Raw genomic sequence first — 25850 nt, 5'->3', positions numbered from 1 at the left:
TAGAACGTGAACGCCGAACGCGACAGCGGAAAAGACGGAGATGGCCTCCTCATCGGCGACCAGCCGGTAGCGGCGCAGTCGGACACTCTCCGGCTGCTCGGCCTGCTGGAGCATCTGCATCCGGAGACGAGCCACTCGCTGGGTTTCCCGCGGAACCAGGAGCTGGGGGCCGAGCATCTGACACCGATCGTGGCCGCGTTCCTCCGCTGCACCCTCGGCATGGACCCGGGCGACGACCTGCTGGAGCACATCGCCCCCTACGAGCGGGCCGTACGGCAGTTCTTCACCGCACTGGCTCAGGCCCCATGGACCGTCGCCACCCGCGTCACCTCATGTGACAGCGAAGGAATCCTGCTGGGACTGGCGACAGCGCGCAGGCATCTGCCCGGTGCCCCGGTCTACGCGAGTGACCGCGCGCATCACGGCGTCGCCGCGGCAGCAGCGGCGTTGGGCGCCGAACTGGTGACCGTTCCCTCGCGATCCGACGGCGTGATGGACCCCGACGCGCTGCGCCGCAGCGTCCAGAAGCGGACCGCCGAACGCGGCGCGATCGTCCTGGCAACCTGCGGCACCGCCACGACCGGCGCCGTCGACGACGTGGCCGCGCTACGCGAGGCCGCTTCCGCGGCGGGCGCCGTCCACGTGCACACCGACGCCTCCTACGGCGGACTGGTGGCCGCATGCGCACCCTCAGCCCCCAACTGGTCGTTCCCTCACGGCGCGGATTCGGTCTCCTTCTCCGCGCACAGGGTCCTCGGCCTGCCGATGCCGTGGGGAATCTTCCTGTCCCGCCGGGCGATCGAGGTACCCGACGTCACGGTGTGCGACCAGGCGCACGGTGTCTGTCTCGACCCCTCCGGCACCGGCCTGAGCACTCTCCTCGTCTGGGCCGCCCTGCGGCGCCTGGGCCGCACGGGAATCCGCGCGCACATCCTGCGCCGCCTGGAGACCGCCGAGTACGCGGTGCGCCAGCTGGTGAGTACCGGCGTCGGCCCCAGCCGCCCTCCGCATTCGCTGACGGTGACCCTGAGACGGCCGAGCCAGCGACTGGTCGACAAGTGGCATCTCTCATGCGAGGGCGACACCGCCAGAATCGTCTGCCTGGGCCATGTCACCGCCACGGCGATCGACGAGTTGGCGGAGGACCTGGAGGCTGAGCAGCACGCCCTGCAGGCCCTCGCCGTTGGACCCGCCGCCTAAGACCTGATCCGCGGTTCACCAGAGTGGTGCGGCGCCCCCGCGACGCCACCGCCCTGCTGTACGCGGCCGCCACCTGCTGCCAGCCGGCCGACCGCTTCATGGGCGGCGCCTCGCCCACGACGAACTCCCCGTGCAGGAGCGCGATGAACCGGTCCAGAGCCACCCTGCGTAGGAGGGTGCGGCAGTCCAAGTCGCTTTATGGCAAGCCCTATTGGGATGACGAAAGGAACGGTACACACCCATGAGCAAGAAGATCACCCGGAAGCTTTCCGAATGGCGCTGGCGGGGGCGCTCGTCATCGGCGCGACCGCGGCGACCGCCACCCCCGCCTCCGCCACCGAGGGCTGGGAGCGGTGTCCGGAAGGCCTGCTCTGCCTGTTCGGCGACTCGAACTACGAAGGCCTCGTGATCTGCTTCCCCGGCAATCCGATCGGCCATGCTCACCGGAACGACAAGGCGACGTCGTACTGGAACCGGACGAACGAGACCTACTCGCTCTACGAGCACAGCAACGGCGAGGGCATGTGCAGGAACATCGAGCCGGGACACTCGTCGCCCAATGTCGGTTCCGACTGGAACGACAAGGTCAGCTCGGTCGCGCCCGTCGCGTGCCGGTGACATTCACGAAATGGGCTGGACATAGCGATCACTGTGCGGCGCCTGGGGCCGCCGGCCCCCCTTCGGCTGCGTGAGGGCGGCCCAGGCACTGACCGAGCCCTACCAGGAGAGACCGGGGGCAGAGGAAGGACTCAGGACCCACGGACGCCCCCGGGCGTGGATGCGGCGGCACAGGACGGGTCCGGTAGTGTTCATGCTCCTGGGTGGGGCGACCTTCCTCGGGGCCCGCGTACTCATCGTCCTGACGGCATGACGCCTGACGACATGTCGAGAGCCTTCTGACGGCCTGTGGGCCCGGCCCGGTGCCGCAGGCCGCGTCCCGCCCTCATTTCCCGCCCCCTGACCCGGAGTTGTCGACACATGCGCCCTCGGTTCCGCCGCCCTCGCTCCGCCCGGTCCGCCGCGAGTCGCGTGGCCGCGGCGACCGCGCTCGTCGGCCTGCTCCTCGCGACGGCCTGCTCAGGCGGCGAGGACACCGAGGATCAACCGGCCGGAGCGCCGACCGGCGGTCCAACCACGGCGACGCCACGACCGACCGGAACGCCGACCGGCGGTCCAACCACGGCGACGCCACGACCGACCGGAACGCCGACCGGCGGTCCAACCACGGCGACGCCACGACCGGCCGTGACCCCGCCGCCCGCGCACGCCCTCTTCGACTACCAGCTCCACACGCCGTACGCACCGCCCCCCGGGGTGACGGTCGTCGTCCGTGACCACACCTCTCCGCCCGCGCCCGGGATCTACAACATCTGCTACGTCAACGCCTTCCAGGCCCAGCCGGGAGCCGAACAGGAGTGGGACCCGGACCTGCTGCTGCGCGACGCATCGGGCGCGGTGGTCATGGACAAGGAATGGGACGAGGCGATGCTGGACATCCGTACCGGCCCCAAGCGTGAGCGGATCGCCCGGAGGGTGCACACCTGGATCGACGAGTGCGCGGCCAAGGGCTACCAGGCCGTCGAGCCCGACAACTACGACACCTACACCCGCGCCCCCGCCGGTCTGCTGACCGCGGACCACGCGAAGGCGTTCCTGTCCATGCTCGCCCGCCACGCCCACGCGAAGGGCCTGGCCATCGGCCAGAAGAACACGGCGGAACTGGCTCCCGCCCGCGAGGAGGCCGGCGTCGACTTCGCCGTGGTGGAGGAGTGCGGGCAGTACGACGAGTGCGAGGACTACGTGGCCGCGTTCGGCGACCACGTCATCGTGATCGAGTACACCGCCGAGGGCATGGACCGGGCGTGCGAGGGCTGGGGCGACCGGCTGAGCGTCGTGCGGCGCGACCTTGACCTGCTACCGGCCGGTGACCCCGACCACCACCTCGAGCACTGTGCGCAGTGACTCCGGTGCCGGGGATCTTCCTCATCCCTCCCCCGTCCGGTGCTCAGATCGTTAGCCGCGCGTGACAATTCCCGCGTAGCGTCGGGCACATGACCGAGCGGGCAAGGATCGACACGTACGGCGACGGAACCGGAACGGCCGACGACACGCTTCTCGGCGTCCATCGGCTCCGCGGCCTGACAGCAGCCGAGGTCGCCGACCGGGTCGCGCGCGGCGAGGTCAACGACGTCCCCGTGCGCAGGTCCCGCTCCGCCGTCGACATCGTCCGCGGCAACGTCTTCACACTCAACAACGCGATCATCGGCGCGCTCTGGGTGATCATGCTCTTCGTCGCGCCGATCCAGGATGGTTTCTTCGGGTTCCTGGTCGTCGCCAACACCGGCATCGGCATCATCCAGGAACTCCGCGCCAAGAAGACCCTCGACGGTCTCGCCGTCATGGGCGGGACCCGCCCCACCGTGCGCCGCGACGGCGTCTCCACCGAGATCTCCACCTCCGAGATCGTCCTCGGCGACCTCATCGAGCTCGGCCCGGGCGACAAGGTCGTCGTCGACGGCGTCGTCGCCGAGGCCGACAGCCTGGAGGTCGACGAATCCCTCCTCACCGGCGAGGCCGACCCCGTCGTGAAGGAGCCCGGCGACCGGATGATGTCCGGATCGTTCGTGGTCGCCGGCGGCGGCACGTTCACCGCCACCAAAGTCGGACGCGAGGCGTACGCGGCGCAGCTCGCCGAGGAGGCCTCCCGCTTCACCCTCGTCCGCTCCGAACTGCGCTCCGGCATCGACACGATCCTCAAGTACCTGACCTGGGTGATGATCCCGACCGCGACCGGGCTCGTCATCAGCCAGCTCGTCGTCAACCACAGCAACCTCAAGGACGCCATCGCCCGTACCGTCGGCGGCATCGTCCCGATGATCCCCGAGGGCCTCGTCCTGCTCACCTCCGTCACCTTCGCGATCGGCGTGATCCGGCTCGGCCGCAGACACGTCCTGGTGCAGGAACTGCCCGCCATCGAGGGCCTCGCCCGGGTCGACGTCGTCTGCCTCGACAAGACCGGCACCCTCACCGAGGGCGGCATGGACGTCACCCAGCTGCGCACCCTGAACGGCGCCGACGAGACGTACGTACGGAAGGTGCTCGGAGCCCTCGGCGCGTCCGACCCTCGGCCCAACGCCTCCCTGCGGGCCGTCATCGACGCCTTCCCCGGCTCCGAGGAGTGGCGCCGCACCGAGTCGCTGCCCTTCTCCTCCGCCCGCAAGTACGGCGGTGCCGCCTTCGGCGAGGGCGACGGCGCGACCTCCGCCTGGCTGCTCGGCGCCCCCGACGTGCTGCTGCCGAACGGAGACCCGGCGCTCAAGGAGATCGAGGCACTGGACGGACGGGGACTGCGCGTTCTGCTCCTCGCGCGTGCGGTACGCCGACTGGACGACCCCGCGGTCGCCACCGGAGCCGATCCCACCGCGCTGGTCGTCCTGGAGCAACGGCTGCGGCCCGACGCCGCCGGCGCGCTCGCGTACTTCGCCGACCAGAGCGTGGCGGCCAAGGTCATATCCGGCGACAACGCCGTCTCCGTCGGCGCCGTCGCCGGGCAGCTCGGCCTGCCGGGCGCCGAGAACACCGTGGACGCGCGGACCCTGCCGGCCGACCGGGAGGACATGGCGAAGGTCCTGGACGTGGGCGCGGTCTTCGGCCGGGTGACCCCGCAGCAGAAGCGGGACATGGTCGCCGCGCTCCGGTCGCACGGGCACACCGTCGCCATGACGGGCGACGGCGTCAACGACGTCCTCGCGCTCAAGGACGCCGACATCGGCGTCGCCATGGGCTCCGGCTCCGACGCGACCCGGGCCGTCGCCCAGATCGTGCTGCTGAACAACAGCTTCGCCACCCTGCCGTCGGTGGTCGCCGAGGGCCGCCGGGTCATCGGCAACCTCACCCGTGTCGCCACGCTGTTCATGACCAAGACCGTCTACTCGGTGCTGCTCGCGATCCTAGTGGCGGTCTCCCAGGTCGAGTTCCCGTTCCTCCCCCGCCACGCGGCGCTGCTGGCCACCATCACCATGGGAACCCCCGCCTTCTTTCTGGCCCTCGCCCCCAACAACGAGCGCGCCACACCCCACTTCGTCGACCGGGTGATGCGCTATTCGATCCCCGCCGGCGTCATCGCGGCGGCCGCCACCTTCACCACCTACCTCCTGGCCCGCCGCCACTACACCGGGCCGGACGCCCTGGAGGCCGAGACCAGTGCCGCCACCCTCACCCTCTTCCTCATCGCCATGTGGGTCCTCGCCATCATCGCCCGCCCCTACACCTGGGGGCGCATCGCCATGGTCACGGCCATGGCCGCCGTCTTCCTCCTGGTCCTCGTCGTCCCCGCGCTCCAGGACTTCTTCGCCCTGAAGCTGGTGGGCGTGACGATGCCCTGGACGGCCGTCGCGATCGCGGCGGCCGGGGCGGTGGCCCTGGAGTTCGCGTGGCGGCGGGTCGGACGGCACTTCCCGGCGTGACCGCGGCGCGAGCGCCCGGCGCCCGGTCGAGGCGTGCCCTCAGGCGCTGCGCTCGTACGGCCCGTCGCCGGCGAAGTCCTCGAAGTCCTCGAAGTCCATGTTGCCGAGACCGAGATTCGTGCTGATCTCCACGGCCGCGTCGGGCAGCAGGCGGAACCGCGTGGCGACCCGCAGGTCCTCGACGACGCGGTCCCAGGCGTGCTCGTCCGTGAAGTCCGTGCGGATCACGAGCGGGTTCATGCCGTCGTACCCCTCGCCCGCCAGCGAGGACCCGGTCGGTCATCCGACACCGATCGCACGGATCCCCCTCTGCGGCTGCCACACTTGAAGCACCCGACCCACCCGGGTCACTGGGCCGACATCTCACGGACGCTCTCGGCTCGGGCGGCGTCGCCGGCGGCCGGGAGCATGCGGGACCACAGGTTCGAGCGGATCTCGCGGGCCAGCGGCGCGTCCGCGCCGAGGATGGCCACCGCGGTGCCGAGCAGCTCGTTGCCGATCACGAACCGTTCCTCGGTCATGGGCATCGCCCGCCACATGCTGTAGGCGCGCAGTGTGGACTGCTCCACGTCCGGGTGCCGGTGGCCATGGATGGTGAGCCGGGTCCGGGCGCAGTGGAGGTAGTGGCGCACCCCGGTCGCGAAGTCCCCCGCGAGGGCGGCCACGTAACCCCTGACCTCGCGTACCTGCACGGAGTAGATGTGGCCCTCGCTGTACGCGTCCGTCGTGTCGCGGTCCAGCTGCCCGGCGAGCATCGCCGCGTCGTCGATCCGGCCGTCGCGGGCGGCGGAGACGACCTCCTCCAGCCGGAACCGGATGGTGTCCGGCGCCAGTTCCGTACCGGACGTGGGCTCTCCCGCGGGTGTCGCCCAGAACTTGGACGTGACGCGCCCCCACGGCCAGTACCGCGGCGCGCGCTCCTCACCCGTCCTGTCACGTGCCAGTTCGCCGCTCACCAGTCCACCACCCGTCGAATCTCGGTGACCCGCGTCGTCGCGCTGGTCGAGTTGCGCCAGTTGCTGTAAGGGACCACGCGTGTCTGGACACCGGTGCGCGGCGCCTCGATGACGAGGCCGTCCCCGATGTACATCCCCACATGCCCGGGTCGCGCGTCGCTGCCGTCGGAGCCCGCGTTGAACACGAGGTCGCCCGGCTTGGGCTTGTCGATGTCGACCCGGCGGCCGATGTTCACCTGGTCGTAGGTGGTTCTCGGAATGCTGATACCGGCCGCAGCGTACGCCTGTTGCATCAGGGAGGAACAGTCGCACCGGTGGGCCGCCGTATCGCCCAGGGGGTTGGTGCAGCTCCCGCCCCACTGGTACCAGCCGCCTTTCGCCTTCAGCGCCCAGGACACCGCCGTGCGTACCTGCGCAGGGGCTTCGGAGAGCGTGTCGTGGCCGACGTTCACCACGTCGGGCGCCGTGCTCGGGGCCGGTGCGGCGAAGTTCGCGCTGGTCGCCATGATGATCTGTACGTAGTGGTAGGTCTGCCCCTCGGCGAAGGACTTGGGGGGCACGCCCCGGTACTGCTGCACGCGTCCCCAGCCGGCGTTGTATCCCGCCAGCGCGAGTTCCACCGGGCTGCCGGAGTACTCGGGGTGGGCCTTCGCCTTCTTCAGCAGGGCGCACATGAACCTGGCCTGGGCCGGTATGGCGTCTTCCGGATCGTTGACGTCCTTGCGTCCGTCCCCGTTACCGTCGACGCCCCGTGTCTTCCACGTGCCAGGCATGAACTGCGCGATGCCCTGTGCGCCGGCCGGGCTGACTCTCGTGGTGTTGAAACCGTTCTCCTGGTAGAGCTGAGCGGCGAGGATCGCCGGGGACAGACCCTCCGAGCAGGACGCGGCCGCCTTGAGGATGAGGTCCACATACTGCGCGGGAACACCGCCCTCGCCGATGCGCAAGGTCTGGGTCAGCGGCATGGCGCCCCTGGTGGCCGGCCGACCGGCGCCGTCGTCGAGCGTCGGAACGATCAGGACCAGTCCCAAACCAAGGGCCGCGGGGGTGACCACCAAACCGGTGGCCGCCGCGGCCAGTGCGTGCTTGATCCGCATACAGCCCCCTCCGGGCACGACCGTTCGCACTTCCAACCATCTAACGTGCCGCGGATCGAGAGGGTTCACGAACCAATCGGTTGTGCTGTACGTGAGTTGAAGTGAGTCCCTGGTGTGCCGAGGGCCGGCGAACAACCAACCACACGACCGACAGCCGTCATCCGCTCGAGCGAGGGAACGATGAAGAGAGTCCCCCAACCAACGTCTCAGCTGCCCGCACAGGCGCGGTTGATGGTGCCTGTGATGGCGGCGACCGGCGGCAGCGGCCGCTCCACCGTCTCGGGTCTGCTGGCCCACGCGCTGGCCCCGGCCGGCGAGGTCGCCGTGTTCGACTTGGCGCCCCGGCTGACGTCTCCGTGGCCGGGACGCTTCACGGCCGGTTCCGGCGCACAGGGGCTGGCCGCTCTGGATCCCCACACACCGCACTCGCGCGACGACGTGCGCGCCGCCTGCTTCGATGTGGCCTGGGGTGAGCAACACGCGTGGCAGCTACTCACTGATCCGGGCGAGTGGCACGCGGTGCCGCTGGAGCTTCCCGAGCAGCCGTCGGCCTGGCATCAGCTGGCGGCGATCGGCGGCTGGCAGGCGGTCGTCGCCGACACACCTCACCAGGTGGGCCATGACATCGCCGTCGCGCGTTGCGCCAACCGGGCGGGCACGACGCGGGAATGGTACGAACTGCCGCACTCGATCGGGGTGCTGACAGCGACGGCCACGGCGAACGGCGTACAGACGCTGCAGCTGGCCGTGCGGGCGCTGCAGGCCGACGGGCTTCCGCTGGACCGCACGGTCGTCTGCCTTGTGTCCACCGACGACAGGAAGGCGCCTCCGGTCGTCCGTGCGGCCGCCGCCATGTTCGCCGCGCACGTGTCGGCCGTACTCGACCTGCCGTACGACGCCGCTCTTCGCACGCACGGCCTGCAGCCCAAGTCACGGCTGAACGCGAAGACGCTCGCGGCGGCCGAAAGGCTCGCCGCCGCGGTGCTGACCGCGGCACACACGGCCTGGGGCGAGCCCTTGCCCGACGCCCCGCGGCCCGCCCCGCTCTCCCTGTCCGTCGCCGCACTCTGAGGAGTACCGAGAGATGAGCCAGCTCATCGGCCTGTTGCAGTCGCCCGTTCCCGGTGTCACACCCGAACTGCCCAAGGAGGTCGACGGCGCCGTCACCACGATCCTCAACTGGACGGCGGGCCTGGGCCTGGCCGCCGCCGTCCTGGGCGGTCTGCTGGGGTGGGCCGCGGTCGCGCTCGGCCAGAACAGCGAGCGGGCCGCACTCGCCGCCCGCGGCAAGCAGGGCATCCTGTGGTCGCTGCTCGGCGCCGGAGGCATCGGCGCCACCTCCGCGCTGGTCCTGACCTTCTTCAACATGACCAACGGAGCCTGACGTGACGACCCGTGACGAGGTGCGCCGGGCCCGGCTCGTGCTGGTAGGCGTCGGCGTGGTGGCGGCCGTTCTGGTCACCGCCGCGGTGACGGGCGTGTCCGCCCTGATGTCCGGCGGTGACTCCCCCGCCACGGCGCAGTCCGGCGCCCGCGACATCGCGGGCGCCTCCGCCGGCGGGACGGCTTCGCAGCGGACGAGCACGGTATGGCCCACGATGACGCCGGAGAAGGCCGAGAAGGTCACCCTCGTCGCTCCCACGGGCCAGAAGGACGGAGTGTCGACCGGCTTTCCCCGCAGCGCCCTCGGCGCACTCTCGGCCGCGGTGTACTTCTGGGAGGAGTTCGCGTTCCTCGACGACCACAAGGCCCGGCAGCAGCTCACCGCCGTCGTCTCCGCCGATTCCGGGCAGGTCGTCGACGCGCGGATCTCCGAGGTACGCGGGCTGCGGGAGGCGGCCGGCCTGCCCCCGTCCGGGGGTACACCGGCCGGGATCACCTTCTCCACCACCGTCAACGCCGCGCGTCCGTTCGCCCTGGACGACACCGGCTCCACGATGCAGGTGTGGCTCAACTTCGACCGCTACGCGACGAAGGCGGACGGCGGGAACGACCGGAGCCCGTTCAGGAACGAGGACGTCGAACTCGTCCTTAAGTGGGAGTCGGACGCGTGGCGGATCACGGACACCGCACCGTACTCCGACCAGCGCTCCTTCCCCACGGCCTACTTCCCGACGTCGCCGTACGCCTGGCGGGACGGATGGGTGCAGGTGCGTCATGGCGACTGAATCGCGTACACCGCGTGGATCGCGGGCACCGCGCACAGCCCGCGGGATCGCCGCGCTCGTGCTGCTGTTCCTGGTGTGCCTCGCGCTCGGTCTCCGGCCGTCGGCCGCCGAGGCCGCCCCGGCCCCGACGCCGCCCCCGGTGTCGTCGGATCCGGCGGGCACCCACGCCTCGTACGGGCCGGACAGCGGCAGGCTCCCACCCGACGAGTGGTCGGGCGTCCAAGCCGGCGTGGACAGCGCGGGCAACTACTGCCAGCTGTACCGGGCGCAGGACTGCGTGCCGCTGAGGTCGGCGGACCTCTCCCAGGCCGACGGCAGCGACCGTGAGCTCCAGGCTCTGGAGACGCGCAGGCTCGAGGAGTGGCGCGACAAGGCGAACCGCTCCGCCAAGGACTTCGACAAGCTGGACGCCTTCCTGACCACGTGTGTCAAGGGCGGGGACACCTTCCAGGAATGCCTGGCCCGCGGTGCCCGCACCTACCCCGCCGCGGCGGGCGGCTCGCAGGCCTGGGTGGCCGGCAAGATCAGCGATGCGGCGTCCGACGCACTGCAGGAGACAGCCGGTTACATCGCCAACGCCGTGATCTGGCTCCTGGAGGAGTTCGCCGACGTCTTCGGCGTCGCCTCCTCCATCGACCTCGACGGCCGAGGGGTCGGCGACCTGGCCGCCATCGGCACCGCGCTGTCGGCCGTCGTCGCCGTGTTCCTGCTGCTCCTGCAGTTCGGAAAGGTCGCGCTGAGTCAGCGGGGCGGTCCCGCCGCCACCGCCTTCGGCGGGCTCGCGAAGTGGGCGGTCATCTCCAGCGTCTATCTCCTGGCCGTGCAGACGGCCCTGACCTGGACCGACGCCGTGTCGAACTGGATCGTCAACTACACCTTCGGCGAGGGGGGAACGGATGGTCAGGACGCGGCCGACGCCATGCGGACCCAGCTCGGCCGGATGTTCAGCGGACTGATCGCGGGCCGCGCGGGAACCGGCGGCAAGGACGCGCTCGTCGTCGGCGACCGCGTCGACGCCCCCGCCACCGGTGTGATCATCGTGCTCGGCATCGTCTGCATCCTCGCCATCGGCGCCCTGTGGGTGGAGTTGCTGCTGCGCCAGGCGGGCATCCTGATCCTTGTCGCCCTCATGCCCCTGATCCTGGTGGGGCAGATGTCCGACGGCACGCGGTCCTGGTGGCCGCGTGCCCGGGACATGTTGATCACGCTCATTCTGCTGAAGCCGGTCGTCATGATCTGCTTCTCGATCGGCTTCTTCGCCCTCAGCCCCGGCAACGGGGCGCAGAACCTGATCGTCGGCCTGGTCGTCTTCCTCATGGCCTGCGCGTCCTGGCCCGTGCTCGCCAAGTTCGTCACGCCCGCCCGGATCACCGCCGGGCTGAAGCTCGACGGCCTCCTCGGGTCCCGCGGCTCCACGACCGCGGCGCACCCCGCCCACCTCACCGGTGCGGGCGCGGTGGGCGGCGGCGCCGCGTACACCCGCGCCCTGGAGACCGAGACCACGTCGGGCACGGCCCAGATGCCCCGGGCCCAGTCCACCCAGCGGCCCTTCTGGAGCGGCCAGCTCCTGGAGGCCCGCCCCCGTGCGAAGGACCGGACCGCGGGGGGACGTCCGCGCAAGCGGCACACGGCGCCGGCCGCTCCTCCACAGGACGGCCGTACCCCCGTCCCCGTACCCATGCAGCCCGTTCCGCCCTCCCACGCGTCGACCGACGGTGACACGGGCCCGAACAAGGAGGTGTGATCCATGTCCGCCCCCCTCACCTACGGCGGCTGGCAGTCGGAGCGGTCCGGGTTCATGGGCCGGCTCTCGGGTCCCGGCTTCGCACTTCTCGCGGCGGGCTCCGGGCTTCTGCTGCTCCCCGTCAACCTCGGCAGCTGGTCGGCCGCGCTGGTGTGCGTGCCCGTCGCCCTGCTGCTGTTCCTTCTCGCCTTCGGCCGCGTGCACGGACTGAGCGCGGACGAATGGCTCACTCTGGCAGTGAGGTATCAGATCGCCGTGGCCACCAAGCGCAACATCTTCGTCTCCGGGGCGTTCGCGCCCCGTTCCGGGAGCACGGGCCGCCAGCCGATGGATCTCCCCGGCGTACTGACCCGCCTGCGCTTCCTCGAAGCCCCGGACGGCCTCGGCGGCCACCTGGGCATCTCCCACGACCCGGTCGCCGGGACGTACACCGCCGTGGCACGGGTACTGTTCCCTGGGCTCGCGCTCGTCGACACCGACCAGCAGACCTCCCGAGTCAGCGCCTGGGCCGCGTTCCTGCGGACCCACTGCACCGAGAACGCCTCGCTCGTCCGCATCGCGATCCACCAGCGCTGCCTGCCCGACGACGGCGCCGCGCTGCGTTCCTGGACGGATCGCCATCTGTCCGCCGATGCCCCCGAGCAGTCCGTGACGGCCCTCGTCGACCTGATGCAGGACGCCGGACCGTCCACCGCGACCCGGGAGACGTATCTGGCGGTCAGTCTGTCGGCCGGCCGCGCCCGGCATGCCATCAAAGGCGCAGGCGGCGGTCAGGTCGGCGCCGCCGCCGTCCTCGTCCGCGAACTGCACGCGATGCAGGCCTCGCTGAACTCGGCCGGCCTCCAGGTCGTGGAGTGGCTCGCCCCGCGCGGCCTGGCCCATGTCGTCCGGACCGGCTACGACCCCGAGGCGCAGCTGACGCTCGCCCAGCTGCAGAACGACGCGCAGTCCCCCGACTGGAAGGGCGTTCCGCCGGGCGTCGACCCGGACCTCGCCGGGCCCGCGTACGCCGAGTCCTCCTGGGGCGTCTACCGCCACGACGGTGCGTGGACCGTGTCGTACCAGCTGCGCACCTGGCCGCAGTCGGACATGTACGCGACCTTCCTGCAGCCGCTGCTGCGGCCGTGCCAGAACGCCCGGCGTTCGCTGAGCATGGTGTACGAGCCTCTCGGGCCGCGCAAGGCGCGCCAGGAGCTGGCGCGGGAGAAGGTCAAGCGGGACAGCGCCCGCACGCTGCGGGCCAGGACCGGGCAGAACGAGAGCGAGGACGAGCGGCGTGAGGCGATGGTCACCCGCGCCCAGGACATCGCGCGGGCCTCGGGACACGGGGTGGTACGGATGACCGCTCTCGTCGCGGTGACCGTGACCGACCCGGCCGAGCTCGACACCGCGTGCGCCGAGCTCCAGGCGGACGCGGCGGCCGCCGGCTTCGAGGTGCGCAAGATGTGGGGCGCGCAGGACGTCGGCTTCTCCGTCGCGGCCCTGCCGCTGGCCCACGGGCTGCCCGACCGAAGGGTTGGCTTCTGATGCGTTTCGCCCTGGGGCGCCGCCCCGACCCGTCGGACACTCTGCTCGCCGAAGCGGACCTGAGCACAGCTGCCGGATTCGAGCAGCGCCCGCCCGCGCCCGAGCCCGGGCCGAAGCCCCGCGGGCGCCGGGAGCGGCAACGGGCGCAATCCCTGGAGGACCCGGAGACCGTGATGCGCGTGGCACCCCGCAGGGGCTGGGCGCAGCCGTTCGCGGGGCGCGCCGCCGGCGTTCCCCGGACCGAGGTGGTGCGGGCCGACACTGCGAACGCGGCGGGCGCTTATCCCTTCCTCCACGCCGCCTCGCTCCCGCCCGTCGGCGCTTACATCGGCCAGAACACCCTCACCACCGAGGCGTTCAGCGCCCATCCATCGGTGTGGGTGCGGGAAGGGCTGTGCACCAACCCCAACGTGATGATCACCGGCATCCCGGGCTCCGGGAAGAGCGCGCACATCAAGGCGCTCTGCTTCCGGCTCATGGCCTTCGGTCACCGCACACTGATCGCCGGTGACGTGAAGGGCGAGTACGCCCGTCTGTGCCGCCATCTGGGCGCCGAACCGGTGCGTCTGGGCCCGGGGCTGCCCGGCCGCCTCAATCCGCTCGACGCCGGACCGCTGGGTGCTGGGCTCGACCGGCTGACCGACCGTACGGAGCTGCGCGGCCGGCTGAGCGAGATCCACCGCAGGCGCCTCACCCTGCTCAAGGCGCTGCTCGAACTGCAGTTGGGCCGCGCGCTGCTGCCGCAGGAGGAGGAGGCGCTCGACGTCGCGGTCCGCGAGGTCACAGGTGAGCTCCACGGCCAGACCCGGCTGACGACGCCCACCCTGCCCCTCGTCTACGACCGGCTGCGCGATCCCACCGACGCCATGGCGGACGAACTGCGCGTGCGCGACCAGGAGGTGCAGCGTGCCCGCGAGCAGATGGAGTCGCTGCGCTCCGCGCTCGGCTCGATGGTCAAGGGCCATCTCGGCGGCCTGTTCGACCAGGAGACGTCCGTCGGACTCGACTGGGAGGCGCCCATCCAGTCCGTCGACGTCTCCGCACTCGAACAGTACGGCGACGAGACCGTCGCGATGGTGCTGACCTGTGTGTCCTCCTGGGCGCAGGCGGCCATCGACCAGCCCGGCAACCGGCCGTGGATCGTGGTGCGCGACGAGCTCTGGCGGCAGATGCGCTCGGGCGGCGCCTCCCAGGTGAAGAAGATCGACGCGGACCTGCGCCTGTCCCGGGCCACGGGCACCATCCAGCTGCTCGCCACCCACCGCCTGAGCGATTTCGAGTCCGTCGGCGCGGCGGGCAGCGAGGCGGTGAACATCGCGCGGGATCTCATCTCCTCCTGCGAGACCCGGGTGCAGCTCGCGCAGGACACCCGCCCCCTCCAGATCACCCGGGAGGCGATCGGGCTGTCCGACGCCGAATGCGACCTGATCGGATCGTGGGGCGCCGGCCAGCGAGGCCGCGCCCTGTGGAAGGTGGGACGGGCCGGTGGCAGCCACGCCGTGCAGCTCGTGCTGTCACAGACCGAGAAAGAACTGTTCGAGACGGACGAGCGGATGGCTCTGTGACCGGCGGACCACGACCGCAAGACCTGCGGCCGACTGTCCTGTGACCGACCACGGTATCCGCAGACACACAGGGAACGGGGACGGATGTGTCAGACACCGCTATACGCTTCGGAGTACTGGGCCCTATAGAGGCATGGTTCCAGGGCGAGCCGATCGACCTCGGGCCGCTCAAACGGCGGGTTCTGCTGGCCCGCCTGCTGCTTGACAGGGATCGCCCGGTCTCCGTCGAGCGACTGTGCCATGACCTGTGGCCCGACGAGGCCCGGCCTTCCGGCGCGGTCTCGACCGTGCGGGCCCACATCAGCCGACTGCGTGCGGTCCTGGAGCCGCACCGTGCGCCGGGAACCCCCGCCACCGTGCTGGTGCGCGACACGGCCGGGTACACCCTGTGCGCCCCGCGCGCGGCTCTGGACAGCGCGGTCTTCGAGGACCTGCTGACCCGGGCGCGTGCGCTGGTGCGGGCCGGCCGGCCGGCAGAGGCCCTGCCGATGGTCGAGGACGCGCTGCGGCTCTGGCGGGGGCCGACGCTGCACGACGCGGGGGGCGACCACGACTTCGCCGCCGTCGAGGTCAGCCGCCTGCAGTCGCTGCGGCAGACCGCCGAGGAGACCCGCGTGGCCACCCTGCTGAAGCTCGGCCAGGCGGACGCGGCCGTGCCCCTGGCCGAGGCGCTCACCACCACCGCGCCCCTGCGGGAGGTGTCCTGGGCGCTGCTGATGCAGGCGCTGTACGCGTCGGGACGCTCCCCGGAGGCGCTGCGGCAGTACGAGCGCTTCCGCGTCGGGCTCGCCGAGGAACTCGGCGTGGATCCCGGTGCGAACCTGCGCAGGCTTCATCTGGCCATCCTCCACGAGGACTCCGACGCGGTCCTGTGCGCTCCGAGGAGTCCAGCCCCCCGGCCCGGCGCCCCCACCTCCGTCGGCCGTCGAATCGACCGCGCAACCGCGTTGCTTCCCCTGGTCGGACGGAACACCGAAGTGGAGGTCATCACGGCGGCGCTCGACCGGGCCGACGGCTACGGCGTGCGCTGGGCCGTGGTCTCAGGGATGCGCGGCGCCGGCAAGACCCGCCTGCTGGAGGAAGCGGCCGGGCTCGCCGCCCGGAGGGGGTTCCACGTGGCCCGCCTCACGTGCCGCTGCGACACGGGCGGTCACCCCGACGCCGCCGAAGTCCTCGCTCCCGCCATACACGTCCAAGAACAGCTCACCGGCGAGAACGGCGACACCGACGGTCCGGCCTCACGCCCGCCGTGGACGGAGGAAGCCGCGACGGCCGCGCTCGTGCGCAAGCTGGCCGAGCACCGGACACTGCTCCTCGCCGACGACGTGGACACCCTCTGCCCCAGCTGCCGTCTGCTTCTGCGCCGACTCGCGGTCCTGCTGCGCGACGAGGTCTCACTGATCCTCTGCTCGGCCGGCCGGTGCGAAGATCCCGCAACGGCCGCCCTGCTGACGGACCTCCCTCACAGCCGCACGGTGCAGCTCCCGCTGTCCCCCCTGACCGCTGACGACGTGCACAAGCTGCTCCGGCACCTCGACGACACCCCGCACCGCGAGCTCCCGGAGAACAGCCGGGCACTGTACCGGCGCAGCGAGGGAAACGCCTTCGTCCTCACCGAGCTCCTCCGGCTGCCGGCCCGCGAACGGCTCGACGCCCGGCACGTCCCGCCGGCGATCGTCCGCAGCGTGCGCGCCCGGCTCGACCGCCTGCCCGAGGAGGCAGCGGCCATGATCGTCCGGGCCGCGGCACACGGCGAGGTCCTGGACTTCGACGTCCTCACCGAGCTGCTGGCCGTCCCACGGGAGCGCCTGCTCACGCTGGTCGAGATCGCTGTGAACGCGGAGCTGGCCGTATGGCACGGCCCGTCCGCCGGTCACAGGCCGCGTCCCCACCGTCTCGACGCCGGCCATTACCGCCTCCCCGGCGTCCTGCGCGAAGCGGTCCTCCGCACGCTCACACCCTTCGCCCGCAGGCGGCTTCACACCTTAACCGCCGCCATGCCGTCTGGAGCATGTGCATGACGCGGAACCACACGCATCGCACGGAAGACAAGGAACACCACGCCATGGATGCGGACCAGCGCAGACGTGAGATCCTCATCGCCGCACGAACCGACGGTTCCGTCGAAGTAACCCGGCTGGCGTCCGAACTCGGCATCTCCCGTGAGACGGTACGCCGGGATCTGCGGCTGCTCGCCTCGCAGGGTCTGCTCCGCCGGACGCACGGCGGGGCGTATCCCGTGGAGAGCGCGGGATTCGAGGCGAGTCATGCCGCGCGCGCCACGCGCCATCTGAGGGAGAAGGCCCGCATCGCCGAGACCGCCGTGTCGCTGCTGCGGGAAGCGGAGTCGGTGTTCATCGACGAGGGATACACGCCGCAACTGGTCGCCGAGGCGCTTCCGCACAGCCGGCCGTACACCGTCATCACGACCTCCTTGGCCACGGCGGCGGCCTTGTCCTCGCGGCCCAACGTGACGATTCTGCAGCTGGGCGGCCGCGTCCGCGGGTCCACCCTCACGGTGGTCGGGGAAGACGCGATCCAAAAGCTGTCCGACCTGGTCACGGATGTGGCGTTCATCAGCGCGAACGGCGTCTCCCGGGAGTTCGGGCTCACCACACCGGATCCCGCAGTCGCGGCCGTCAAGCACTGCGCCGTCAAGCACGCCAGGCGCCGCATACTCACGGGGATCAGCCCGAAGTTCGGTGCGGTCAGTTTCTCCCGGTTCGCCGAGATAGGGGAGTTCGACACCATCGTCACCGACGCGGGTCTGCCGGTCTCCGAGGCACAGCGCTACGCCCGGCTCGGCCCCCAGGTGCTCCGGGCCTGAGCCGAGCTTGTTGTCTGGAACGAACTGGGCGATGCTTCGCGGATGGCAGAAGAAGGCACCGGCGCCTCGCGGTTCGCGGCGCACATCGATGTCCGCGGCCGGATCGGTCACGACCATCGTGTCTGCCGGCTGCGGGACGTGCTGGACCGGGTGGGCGACCGCTGGAGTGTCCTGGTGATGGCCGTGCTCCGCGGCGGCCCCATGCGGTACTCCGATGTGCGGCGCAGGATCGACGGCATCTCCCAGCGCATGCTCACGCTGACGCTGCGGAGCCTGGAGCGTGACGGTCTCGTCGTCCGTACCGTCACGCCCAGCACTCCGCCCCGGGTGGACTACGCGCTCACCCCGGCCGGGCGGACCCTCACGGAGGCGGTGGCCTCGCTGATCCTGTGGGCCGACCAGAACCGGGAACACATCAGCCAGTCCCGCCGCAGGTTCGACGCCTCGTAGGCCGGGCCGAGGGGCGTGGTCACCTCTCGATCGCCGCTTGGAACGCGGCGGTGTCGAAGATGTCCTCCATGCGTATGGCCTTGCCGTCGCGCAGCGTCCAGGAGTGGACGAACGAGAGCGTCTCGGTGTGCCCCGAGAGCGAGGTGACCTCCCGTACCCCGAAGACCACGACCCGGTCGCCGGACTCGACGAACTCCTTCGGGTGCAGTGTGATCCCGCTCAGAACGGTGCGCACGTGGTCGAGGAACCGGCGGACCCCGGCATGCCCCACCTTCGTTCCCCCGAGTCCGTACTTCTCCATGGAGTCGGGATGGATCCAGTGGACGTCCGCGGCCATGATCGACAGCAGACCTGCCAGGTCACGTTCGTGAAAGGCCCGGTAGGCGGTGCGGATCACGTCCACATGGGTGCTGTGTTCGGTCACGGAAGGTCTCCCTGTCTGGTGATGCAGTCCGGGTACAGGAACTGCAGCGTGCGACGGATGCCCTCGCTCCAGCCGACCCGGCACGGGCCGGTCAGTTCCCGCCGCCGGGTGGGATCGAAGCGATAGGTCTCCCGGGTGATGTCGCTCGGCACCAGCTGTGCCTCGATGCCCGTCAACGCCTCCAGGTAGCGGACCAGGTCGGTCATGCCGAGCGCCTCGTCCCCGCCCCAGTTGGTGAGAGTGGCCGGCACGGAGGCGGCGTCCCACAGCTTTGGCACCTGGTCGACCAGGTCGTCCGTGTACAGCGGTGAACACCAGTTCTGCCCTCGCCGGGGCACCATGATGGGCTCGCCGGCCAGCATCCGACGGAAGTACAGCATCGGCACTCCGCCGTAACCGCTGGGACCGTAGGCGATATTGAGCCGCGCGATGGTGGTCGGTATGCCCAGGGCCTGGGCGAACGCCCGGACAGCGCCCTCGGTGGCGATCTTGACGACCGGGTAGACGGGGAGCCAGGGGGCGATGCCGTCGACGGCGTCGTCCTCGGTGTAGTAGTGGTCCAGGGTCCGACGTGCGTACAGGGCGCCAGTGGACACGTACAGGAAGGCCTCGGCGGTGCAGCAGTGGGCCATCAGACGGCCCGTCGCACCGGCGTTGGCCTCGGTGGCGGTGTTGTAGCTACCGCCCTCGCCCCGGTCCACGGCCGCGTGGAGAACGTGCGTGAAGTCCTCGGGCAGCCCCCTGAGGGCGGTGTCGCGGGTATCGTGCATGTCCCATGGGAAGGTGACGACGCCGTGTTGCCACAGCTCCTCCTCACTGCCAGGTGCGCCGAACCGCCCCAGCGCCCATACGTCGTTCTCGGCGGCGAGCGCCTTCGCCACCGGACCGGCCACGTGTCCGGTGGCACCGGTGATCAGGATCTTCTTGTTTCTCACGTGCGTTCTCCCGAAGGGCTGTGCAGGTCAGGCGCCGTCGCCGAGGGCCCGGTCGAGTTCCCGGCGCAGCACCGACTGGAACGTCGCCACGTGCCGCGGCCCCATCAGCGTGTAGTGCTCGCCCGGCACCTCCAGGTACCGGACGGAGTCCGCGAAGTCCTCCCACCGGCTCAGCTCGTCGGCGAGCCAGTCCTCCTTCGTGCCGCGCAGGGGGTCCGCGTAGAAGACCGCCATGTTCCGCACACGGCCACTGGGCGTGTAGCCGCGGCCCAGATCGGTCAGGCGGTCGGCCAGCCGGGCCCAGGCGGTGAACTTCTCGAGCGTGAGGTCGAGCTCTTCCAGGCGGGCCTCGGGGGCGAGGCCGACGAGGTGCGCGAGCTGTTCCTCGCGGGGCAGTCCGCGCAGCGTGCCGGGGAGGTCCACGGACTGCTTCTTGTCGATGAGCGAGAGGAAGAAGGCGAGGCTGGTGGCGGTCTCCACGAAGTCCAGTTCGTCCATGCGGTACTTGATGTGCGGAGGCAGGTTGAAACTGCCGACGAAACCGACCCGTTCGCCGTCCGCCTCCAGCCTCTTGGCGATCTCGAAGGCGACCGCGCCGCCGTACGAGTACCCGGCGACCGCGTAGGGGCCGTGCGGCTGTCTCGCGCGGATGGCCTCGACGTAGGCAGCGACCATGGCGCCGAAGGTGTCGAACGGCTGCTCCCCGGGGTTGAAGCCGCGGGCGCGCAGCGCGTAGAACGGCCGGTCCCCAGCGAAGTACGTGGCGAGGTTGACGAAGACGAGCACGTCGCCCACGCCGGGGTGGACGCAGAACAGGGGGGTCTTCTCCCCCGCCGTCTGGAGCGGAACGATCGGATCGTACGGGCGCGTGTCCCCGCTCTCTGACAGCCGGGCGGCGAGACTGCGGACGGTCGGCGAGTTGAGCACGGTCACGACCTGCACGTCGCGGTCGAGACGCCGGGCGACCAGGCTGCGCAGTCGCAGGATGTCCAGTGACGTGCCGCCGAGGTCGAAGAAGTTGGCGGTGGCGCTGATGCGCCCCGGGTCGGTGGCGAACAGCTCCGCGTAGACCTCGGTGAGGATCTTCTCCTCCCGGCTCTCAGGCGGCACGTATCCGCCGAGACGGCGGGTCATGAGTGCGTCGGCTTCGGCGACCGCCGCGTCGTAGGCCCCGGACTCCAGCCACGTGCGCATGAGCGAGCGCTGGATCTTGCCCAGGCTGGTCTTTGGGAAGGCCGACGTCGGCAGCGGCAGGATCAGCCAAGGACGGAAGCCCCAGTGCCTGACCACGGTGGCGCGGACCGCGGTCAGCACCCGGTGCAGGGCGAGTTCGTCGCCGCCGTCGGTCTCCGGGTGGAAGGCGACGACCAGGTGCTCGGTGTCGCTCTGCGGGGAGCGGGTGGGGAAGGCCGCGACGTAGGAGGGGGCGACGCCGTCCAGCCGCTCCAGGGCGGACTCGATCTCGTGGCTGAAGTAGTTGACGCCGTTGACGATGACGCTGTCCTTGCTGCGGCCGACCAGGGTGAGTCGGCCGGCGTCGATGCGGCCCAGGTCTCCGCTGCGGAACCAGCCGTCCGCGGTGAACGCGTCCCTGGTGGCCTGTTCGTCGCGGTAGTAGCCAGGCGTGATCATCGCGCCGGTCAGCTGGAGTTCGCCGGTGTGCCCTTCGGCGGCCTCCTGACCGTACGCGTCGGCCACACGGATGCGCAGGCCCTCGATCGGACGGCCCAGGTCGGCGAAGTCCCGCCCGTCGCCGACTCGCGGGAACTCGGTCGAGTAGACACAGCCCGCGCAGGTCTCGGTCATCCCGAAGGCCGGCCACAGGGCGTCGCGGGACAGACCGTACGGCGCGAAGGTGCGCAGGAACCGCTCTCCGGTGGCCTGTACGACGGCCTCGCCCCCGCTGACGATATGGCGCAGCCGGGACAGGTCGACCGGGCCCTCCTCCTCGAGACGGTCGGCGGCCGCGTTCAGCGACCCCAGCAGGAAGTTGGGCGTGAACGTCATCGTCACGCCGTGCCGGGAGATCAGCCGCAGGAACCGCAGCGGCTCGGCCAGCACCACCGCGGGCGGGACGTGCAGCTGGGTGGAGCCCGTGGACAACGGGAGCAGGTGGCATTCCAGGAGGGCCGCGACATGGTCGAAGGAGATCCAGTTGAGGCTGACGTCGTCGGGCCCGAGGCGGTGACGCGCGTTCTTGGCGGTCATCGACGCCAACAGGTTCCGGTGCGTGAGCCGCACCGCCTTGGGATTACCGGTGGATCCCGAGGTGAGCACGAGCAGGCAGGTGTCCTCGGGGTCCGCCCGGTACACCTGGCCGTCGGACTCGGTGCCGTGCAGATCCGCGGGGGTGATCACGGTGACGCCTTCGGCACCGTGCGGTGCACCGGACAGTGCCGCGGCCGACCCGGCGTCGGCGATGACCAGGGGTCGCTCCAGCAGGGCGCTGACGTGGCCGAGCCGCACCGCCCGGAGTGCCACGTCGCCGCCGCCCTGGTCGCCCGGGGCCATGGGGACCGGGACGAACCCGCCGAGAAGGCAGCCCCAGAAGACGGTCAGGAACTCCTCGGGCCGTTCGAGCAGCACGACCACCTTGTCCTGCGGCCGAAGTCCGCGCGCCCGGAGTGCCGAGGTGACCTTGCCGGCCGCCCTCAGCAGTTCCGGGTAGCGCCGCAGACGTGTCTCGTCTCCGAAGGAACCGCCCGAGGCATAGCGGACGCCGGTGTGCGCATGCGTGCCGGCGGCCCGCAGCAGCAGGTCCACGACTGTACGGGGAGAGTGAATCTCCATGACGATGATTTTCCTTCCCACCTGACGGCGCCGAACGGTAGCGCATGAACGAGCGGCGTTCGTGACCGAACACACATCACGCACGCCCGTTTCACCACCTGACCGCGTCACACACCATGCGTGACCGGCGACGCACATGGTGGTGTGAAACCAAGGGGCGCCGCGTTCGTAGTCAACCGGGAAGGCACTACGGGCGGTACGCGGCCGTGGAGCACACACGGGCTTGGCGCGGGAGGCCGGGTTGAAGAGAAGCAGGCGCACGAGGCTCGCCGTCGCGGGGAGCACCGCACTCCTGCTGACCGCGGGTTACGCGGCGACCGTCGTCGTGGATCCTTTCAAGAAGACGGGCCCCCTGACCGCCGACGAGATCCGTACGACGTCACAGCACTTCCTCGATTCCTGGGCCGACGGCGAGGTCGCCGCCGCGGCGGCGCTGACCGACGACGCCCCGGCGGCCTCCGACGCGATGACCCGCTACCGCGACGAGCTCGAACCGGCGATGTCCGTCCAGGTCGCACCCGGTGACACCACGACGGTGCCGTTCTCGGTCACCGCCCGGCTCCGCGACGGACAGGCCGCGGCGGCGTGGACGTACGACTCCTCGCTCCGGGTGGTACGCGACGAGCGGACCGGCGAGCCACGTGTCGCCTGGTCGCCCGGAGTGCTGCACCCTCGGCTGGTGAACGGCGGCACTCTGGAAGCCGTGGAGCCGGACGGGCTCAGGGTCGAGCTCACCGACCGGGACGGCAGGGCACTGACCGTCGAGGAGTTCCCGTCCCTGGCGGCGATCGTCTCCGACCTCGGCAAACGCTACGGCGCGAAGCTCGGCGGATCTGCGGGGGTGGAGGTGCGGATCACCGGGCCCGGCGGTGGCCCGGCGGCACCCCTGCACGTGTCGCGGGGCGAACCGGCCGTCGTACAGACCACGTTGTCGGCGTCTGTCCAGCGGGCCGCGGAGCGGGCGGTGAAGAAGTATCCGCAGTCCTCGGCCGTGGCGGTCGAGCCGAGCAGCGGGGAGATCCTCGCCGTCGCGAACAACCGTGCGGACGGCTTCAACGCGGCCCTCCTGGGCGGACGCGCGCCCGGCTCCACCCTGAAGATCGTCACGGCGGCCGCACTGCTGGAGGAGCGGCTGGTCAGCCCGTCCGAGCCGGCCCCCTGCCCGAAGTACGTCACGTACGAAGGAGCCGCCTTCCACAATCTGAACGAGTTCGAGATCCCCGGCGCCACGTTCTCCGACGCGTTCATCCGGTCCTGCAACACCGCGTTCATCGAGCACGCGGACGACATCGCCGCGGACACCCTGGCCCGGGAGGCTCAGGACGTGTTCGGCCTCGGCCTGGAGTGGAAGAGCGGAGTCGCCACCTTCGACGGCAGTGTGCCCGTGGCGGAAGGGCCCGAGAAGGCGGCGAGCATGATCGGGCAGGGCAAGGTCCAGCTGAACGCGCTGAACCTGGCGTCGATCGCCGCGACCACCGTGACGGGCAGATTCCGCCAACCCGTCCTCCTCTCCCCCGACCTGGACGGCCGGACGCTCGCCCAGGCGCGTCGCCCGCTGCCCGAGGACACCGCCGAGCAGCTGCGCGCTCTGATGCGCCGGACGGCCGCCGAGGGGACGGCGATGAAGGCGATGCGCGGGCTGCCGGGCGATGTGGGGGCGAAGACCGGCTCCGCCGAGGTCGACGGGGCCGAGACCTCCGACAGCTGGTTCACCGGCTTCCGGAACGACACCGCGGCCGCGGCCGTGGTGGAGACCGGCGGCCACGGCGGGGACACGGCGGGACCAGTGGTACGGGAGATCCTGGCGGCAGGTGACTGAGCCTTTTTATGACGTCCATCGCGAGAGCCATCCTCACCCTGGAGAGGCAATGCTGAAAAGGCTCGGTGAAAAACCTCCCCGCTGCAGCACGGATCCGGATCTGTTCAACCCCGAACACGATTCAGCCTCCAGGGCTGAGGCGAGGCGAAGATTCGGCGAGCGAAGCAGGAGTGCGCCCGCTGTCCCATCGTCAGATGGATGGCTGAAGTGGGCCCTGATGAACCCGGACCTCACGTCGATCGGTGTATGGGCGGCCACCACGGCACGAGAGCGCAGGGCCTTGCGGGAGCGTCTGGTGGACCGCCTGGGGCCGGACGGGGTGTGTCGTGGCGGCCGAAGACAAGAGGGCACAGCGAATGGCGCCTCGCTCCGGCCCTGCCCATCACCGGGGCCGCCGTCTCACACTGCCAGAGCACACGTCCACCACGGCTGCCTCAGCGGCCTGAACCGTGTCATCCGCGGCCGTCCGTCGATGCTTCCACCGTGCTATCAGTCTGGCGTCACGGGCAACCAAGCGCTCCCTCATCAACGTAATTATTGGTGTGTTCCCTCATGAGTACCGGCCCCCTTACACGGCGGCCAGGGAGCATGCTCCGGTGATGAGGCCGGAGTCCAGCGGTTCAACAGCTTCATAAGTTCGGCCACGTGTACGGCGCCGCACGCGCGGACCCACGTCCGCCCGACGGGTTGCCGTGCCACACCCTGTTACCCCGGTACCACCACGCAGCGCGACTGGATGGCGGCCAGTGGCCGGACGCGCGGCTCTCCTCATGGGCCAGTCCGAGTGGACCAGTACGACACCCCTGACACGAACACGGGAGCACCCATGTCCGAGCAGCCCGGCAGGCCCAGTTGGGTCTCTCCTCCGCAAAGCGAAGCCGCCACGGCGGCCCGGCCCCTTCCTGAAGAAGCCGAGACCGAGCAGCCGCGGTCACAGTCGGCCACCGCAGCTGAAGAGGGACCGGCACGCACGGCTGCCAGCACGTCGGCTCCGATCACGACGGCAACGGCCGCCCAGCCGGACGTCGAGCGAGCGAGCGGCACCGGACAGGAGGCGACACCTGACCGGCAGTCACGGGGCCGGGCCGAGTCCGTCACCCAGACCATGTCGGCCGGCTACGGAGGGCCGCCGGAGCCCAACGGTGTGCTCACCCGGCCGAGGAAGCCGATTCTCGCCGGTACGGCGATAGCGGGCGCCGTGCTGCTCGCCCTCCCCCTCCTCATGCTGGGTTCCGGTGACAAGCAGGACAAGGCTGCCCCCGCGGGAGCGGCAGTGACCGACACAGGCGACCCAGGGACGGGCGACACGGTCCTGGGCGGCTCCGGCGAGGACTCGTCGGGCGGTGGAGCCTTCGTAGCGGCTTCCCCCACGGCCACAGCTTCCCCCACGCCTCCGCCCAGCCCGTCGTCGAAGTCCCCCCAGAGCAAGAGCACCAGGCCCGCTGCGGCCGCCACGACGCAGGACGCCAAGAAGCCCGCACCGTCCTCCGCTCCCCAGCAGAGGGCCCTGGCGCCGAACAGCAAGGTGTCTTCGCCGGCACTCGATCTCACGAACATCCTGCTCAAGAACGCCAGCACCGGACTCTGCGCGGACATCCCCGGAACAGGAAAGGGGCGGCTTGACCAACCCGTCCAGCAAGCGGCGTGCGTCACGGGGACGGGAGACAACCAGATGTGGAGCCTGACCAAGGGCAACTCCAAGACCACCGGCCCCGGCGGGACCACTCTCTACGTCGTCAAGAACCTCAAGGACGGCCTGTGTCTCGACGTGCCCGGCTACGGCGCCCTCGGAGCGACCCAGGTCGTCAGCGAGTACTCCTGCAACCTGACGACCGCCGACAACCAGTTGTGGTGGCTCGACAAGCGAGCGAACAACACGTAC

General features: G+C 70.7%; 21 protein-coding genes. 15 read left to right on the top strand and 6 right to left on the bottom strand.

What is annotated here, in order from left to right:
- Positions 1 to 6: 6 nt before the first annotated feature.
- From ACWCXB_RS24055 to ACWCXB_RS24040, 4 genes are all read left to right on the top strand, one after another.
- The gene (locus tag ACWCXB_RS24055; RefSeq protein ID WP_450725542.1) at positions 7 to 1200 is read left to right on the top strand and encodes an aminotransferase class V-fold PLP-dependent enzyme; all 1194 of its coding nucleotides are present in this window, start codon (positions 7 to 9) and stop codon (positions 1198 to 1200) included.
- A 273-nt stretch (positions 1201 to 1473) separates the two neighbouring features.
- Complete coding sequence (locus ACWCXB_RS24050) at positions 1474 to 1818, top strand: peptidase inhibitor family I36 protein (protein ID WP_450725541.1); 345 nt, start codon at positions 1474 to 1476, stop codon at positions 1816 to 1818.
- Between the two features lie 360 nt (positions 1819 to 2178).
- Positions 2179 to 3162, top strand: a complete 984-nt coding sequence (locus ACWCXB_RS24045) for an endo alpha-1,4 polygalactosaminidase (protein ID WP_450725540.1) — start codon at positions 2179 to 2181, stop codon at positions 3160 to 3162.
- Between the two features lie 89 nt (positions 3163 to 3251).
- Positions 3252 to 5666 (top strand): HAD-IC family P-type ATPase, encoded by a 2415-nt coding sequence (locus ACWCXB_RS24040; RefSeq protein WP_450725539.1) that lies wholly within the window; start codon positions 3252 to 3254, stop codon positions 5664 to 5666.
- Positions 5667 to 5705: 39 nt separating this feature from the next.
- Here ACWCXB_RS24040 and ACWCXB_RS24035 read toward each other — a convergent pair whose 3' ends face one another.
- From ACWCXB_RS24035 to ACWCXB_RS24025, 3 genes are all read right to left on the bottom strand, one after another.
- Positions 5706 to 5906, bottom strand: coding sequence for a DUF6924 domain-containing protein (locus tag ACWCXB_RS24035; protein WP_450725538.1), 201 nt, complete (start codon positions 5904 to 5906; stop codon positions 5706 to 5708).
- 107 nt (positions 5907 to 6013) lie between these two features.
- A complete protein-coding gene (locus ACWCXB_RS24030) occupies positions 6014 to 6622 on the bottom strand; it encodes a hypothetical protein (protein ID WP_450725537.1) in 609 nt (202 codons plus the stop codon).
- Positions 6619 to 7719, bottom strand: coding sequence for a C40 family peptidase (locus ACWCXB_RS24025; RefSeq protein ID WP_450725536.1), 1101 nt, complete (start codon positions 7717 to 7719; stop codon positions 6619 to 6621). Before ACWCXB_RS24025 ends, ACWCXB_RS24030 begins: the two co-directional genes overlap by 4 nt.
- Before the next feature lie 243 nt (positions 7720 to 7962).
- Here ACWCXB_RS24025 and ACWCXB_RS24020 point away from each other — a divergent pair, with 243 nt between their 5' ends.
- The 9 genes from ACWCXB_RS24020 to ACWCXB_RS23980 all read left to right on the top strand — a co-directional run bounded on the left by ACWCXB_RS24020 (position 7963) and on the right by ACWCXB_RS23980 (position 18000).
- Positions 7963 to 8790 carry a hypothetical protein gene (locus tag ACWCXB_RS24020; protein WP_450725535.1) on the top strand — a complete coding sequence of 276 codons (828 nt, stop codon included), beginning with the start codon at positions 7963 to 7965 and terminating at the stop codon, positions 8788 to 8790.
- 13 nt (positions 8791 to 8803) lie between these two features.
- A complete protein-coding gene (locus ACWCXB_RS24015) occupies positions 8804 to 9103 on the top strand; it encodes a hypothetical protein (RefSeq protein ID WP_450725534.1) in 300 nt (99 codons plus the stop codon).
- A gap of 1 nt (position 9104) precedes the next feature.
- Entirely contained in the window at positions 9105 to 9887 is a 783-nt protein-coding gene (locus ACWCXB_RS24010; RefSeq protein ID WP_450725533.1) for a hypothetical protein, read from the top strand.
- Positions 9877 to 11631, top strand: a complete 1755-nt coding sequence (locus ACWCXB_RS24005) for a hypothetical protein (RefSeq protein WP_450725532.1) — start codon at positions 9877 to 9879, stop codon at positions 11629 to 11631. The genes ACWCXB_RS24010 and ACWCXB_RS24005 overlap by 11 nt, the downstream gene beginning before the upstream one ends.
- Before the next feature lie 3 nt (positions 11632 to 11634).
- Positions 11635 to 13158 (top strand): SCO6880 family protein, encoded by a 1524-nt coding sequence (locus ACWCXB_RS24000; protein ID WP_450725531.1) that lies wholly within the window; start codon positions 11635 to 11637, stop codon positions 13156 to 13158.
- Entirely contained in the window at positions 13158 to 14723 is a 1566-nt protein-coding gene (locus tag ACWCXB_RS23995) for a type VI secretion protein (RefSeq protein WP_450725530.1), read from the top strand. The genes ACWCXB_RS24000 and ACWCXB_RS23995 overlap by 1 nt, the downstream gene beginning before the upstream one ends.
- Positions 14724 to 14809: 86 nt before the next feature.
- A complete protein-coding gene (locus ACWCXB_RS23990) occupies positions 14810 to 16744 on the top strand; it encodes a BTAD domain-containing putative transcriptional regulator (RefSeq protein WP_450725529.1) in 1935 nt (644 codons plus the stop codon).
- Positions 16745 to 16788: 44 nt separating this feature from the next.
- Positions 16789 to 17550 carry a DeoR/GlpR family DNA-binding transcription regulator gene (locus ACWCXB_RS23985; protein WP_450725590.1) on the top strand — a complete coding sequence of 254 codons (762 nt, stop codon included), beginning with the start codon at positions 16789 to 16791 and terminating at the stop codon, positions 17548 to 17550.
- Positions 17551 to 17592: 42 nt separating this feature from the next.
- Positions 17593 to 18000 carry a winged helix-turn-helix transcriptional regulator gene (locus tag ACWCXB_RS23980; protein ID WP_450725528.1) on the top strand — a complete coding sequence of 136 codons (408 nt, stop codon included), beginning with the start codon at positions 17593 to 17595 and terminating at the stop codon, positions 17998 to 18000.
- 19 nt (positions 18001 to 18019) lie between these two features.
- On the opposite strand, the gene ACWCXB_RS23975 is transcribed toward ACWCXB_RS23980, so the two are convergent.
- The 3 genes from ACWCXB_RS23975 to ACWCXB_RS23965 are packed head-to-tail and all read right to left on the bottom strand — an operon-like array spanning position 18020 to position 22149.
- Positions 18020 to 18424 (bottom strand): nuclear transport factor 2 family protein, encoded by a 405-nt coding sequence (locus tag ACWCXB_RS23975; RefSeq protein ID WP_450725527.1) that lies wholly within the window; start codon positions 18422 to 18424, stop codon positions 18020 to 18022.
- A complete protein-coding gene (locus ACWCXB_RS23970; RefSeq protein WP_450725526.1) occupies positions 18421 to 19359 on the bottom strand; it encodes an NAD-dependent epimerase/dehydratase family protein in 939 nt (312 codons plus the stop codon). Before ACWCXB_RS23970 ends, ACWCXB_RS23975 begins: the two co-directional genes overlap by 4 nt.
- 27 nt (positions 19360 to 19386) lie before the next feature.
- Complete coding sequence (locus tag ACWCXB_RS23965; protein ID WP_450725525.1) at positions 19387 to 22149, bottom strand: alpha/beta fold hydrolase; 2763 nt, start codon at positions 22147 to 22149, stop codon at positions 19387 to 19389.
- Between the two features lie 241 nt (positions 22150 to 22390).
- On the opposite strand from ACWCXB_RS23965, the gene ACWCXB_RS23960 reads away from it, so the two are divergent.
- Together ACWCXB_RS23960 and ACWCXB_RS23955 are read left to right on the top strand one after the other, a co-directional pair.
- Complete coding sequence (locus ACWCXB_RS23960; protein WP_450725524.1) at positions 22391 to 23968, top strand: penicillin-binding transpeptidase domain-containing protein; 1578 nt, start codon at positions 22391 to 22393, stop codon at positions 23966 to 23968.
- An 826-nt stretch (positions 23969 to 24794) separates the two neighbouring features.
- On the top strand, positions 24795 to 25850 hold a 1056-nt coding region (locus ACWCXB_RS23955), incomplete at its 3' end, for an RICIN domain-containing protein (RefSeq protein WP_450725523.1).

Source organism: Streptomyces sp. NPDC001514 (assembly GCF_053597075.1).
This window is presented reverse-complemented; position numbering and strand designations above follow the sequence as displayed.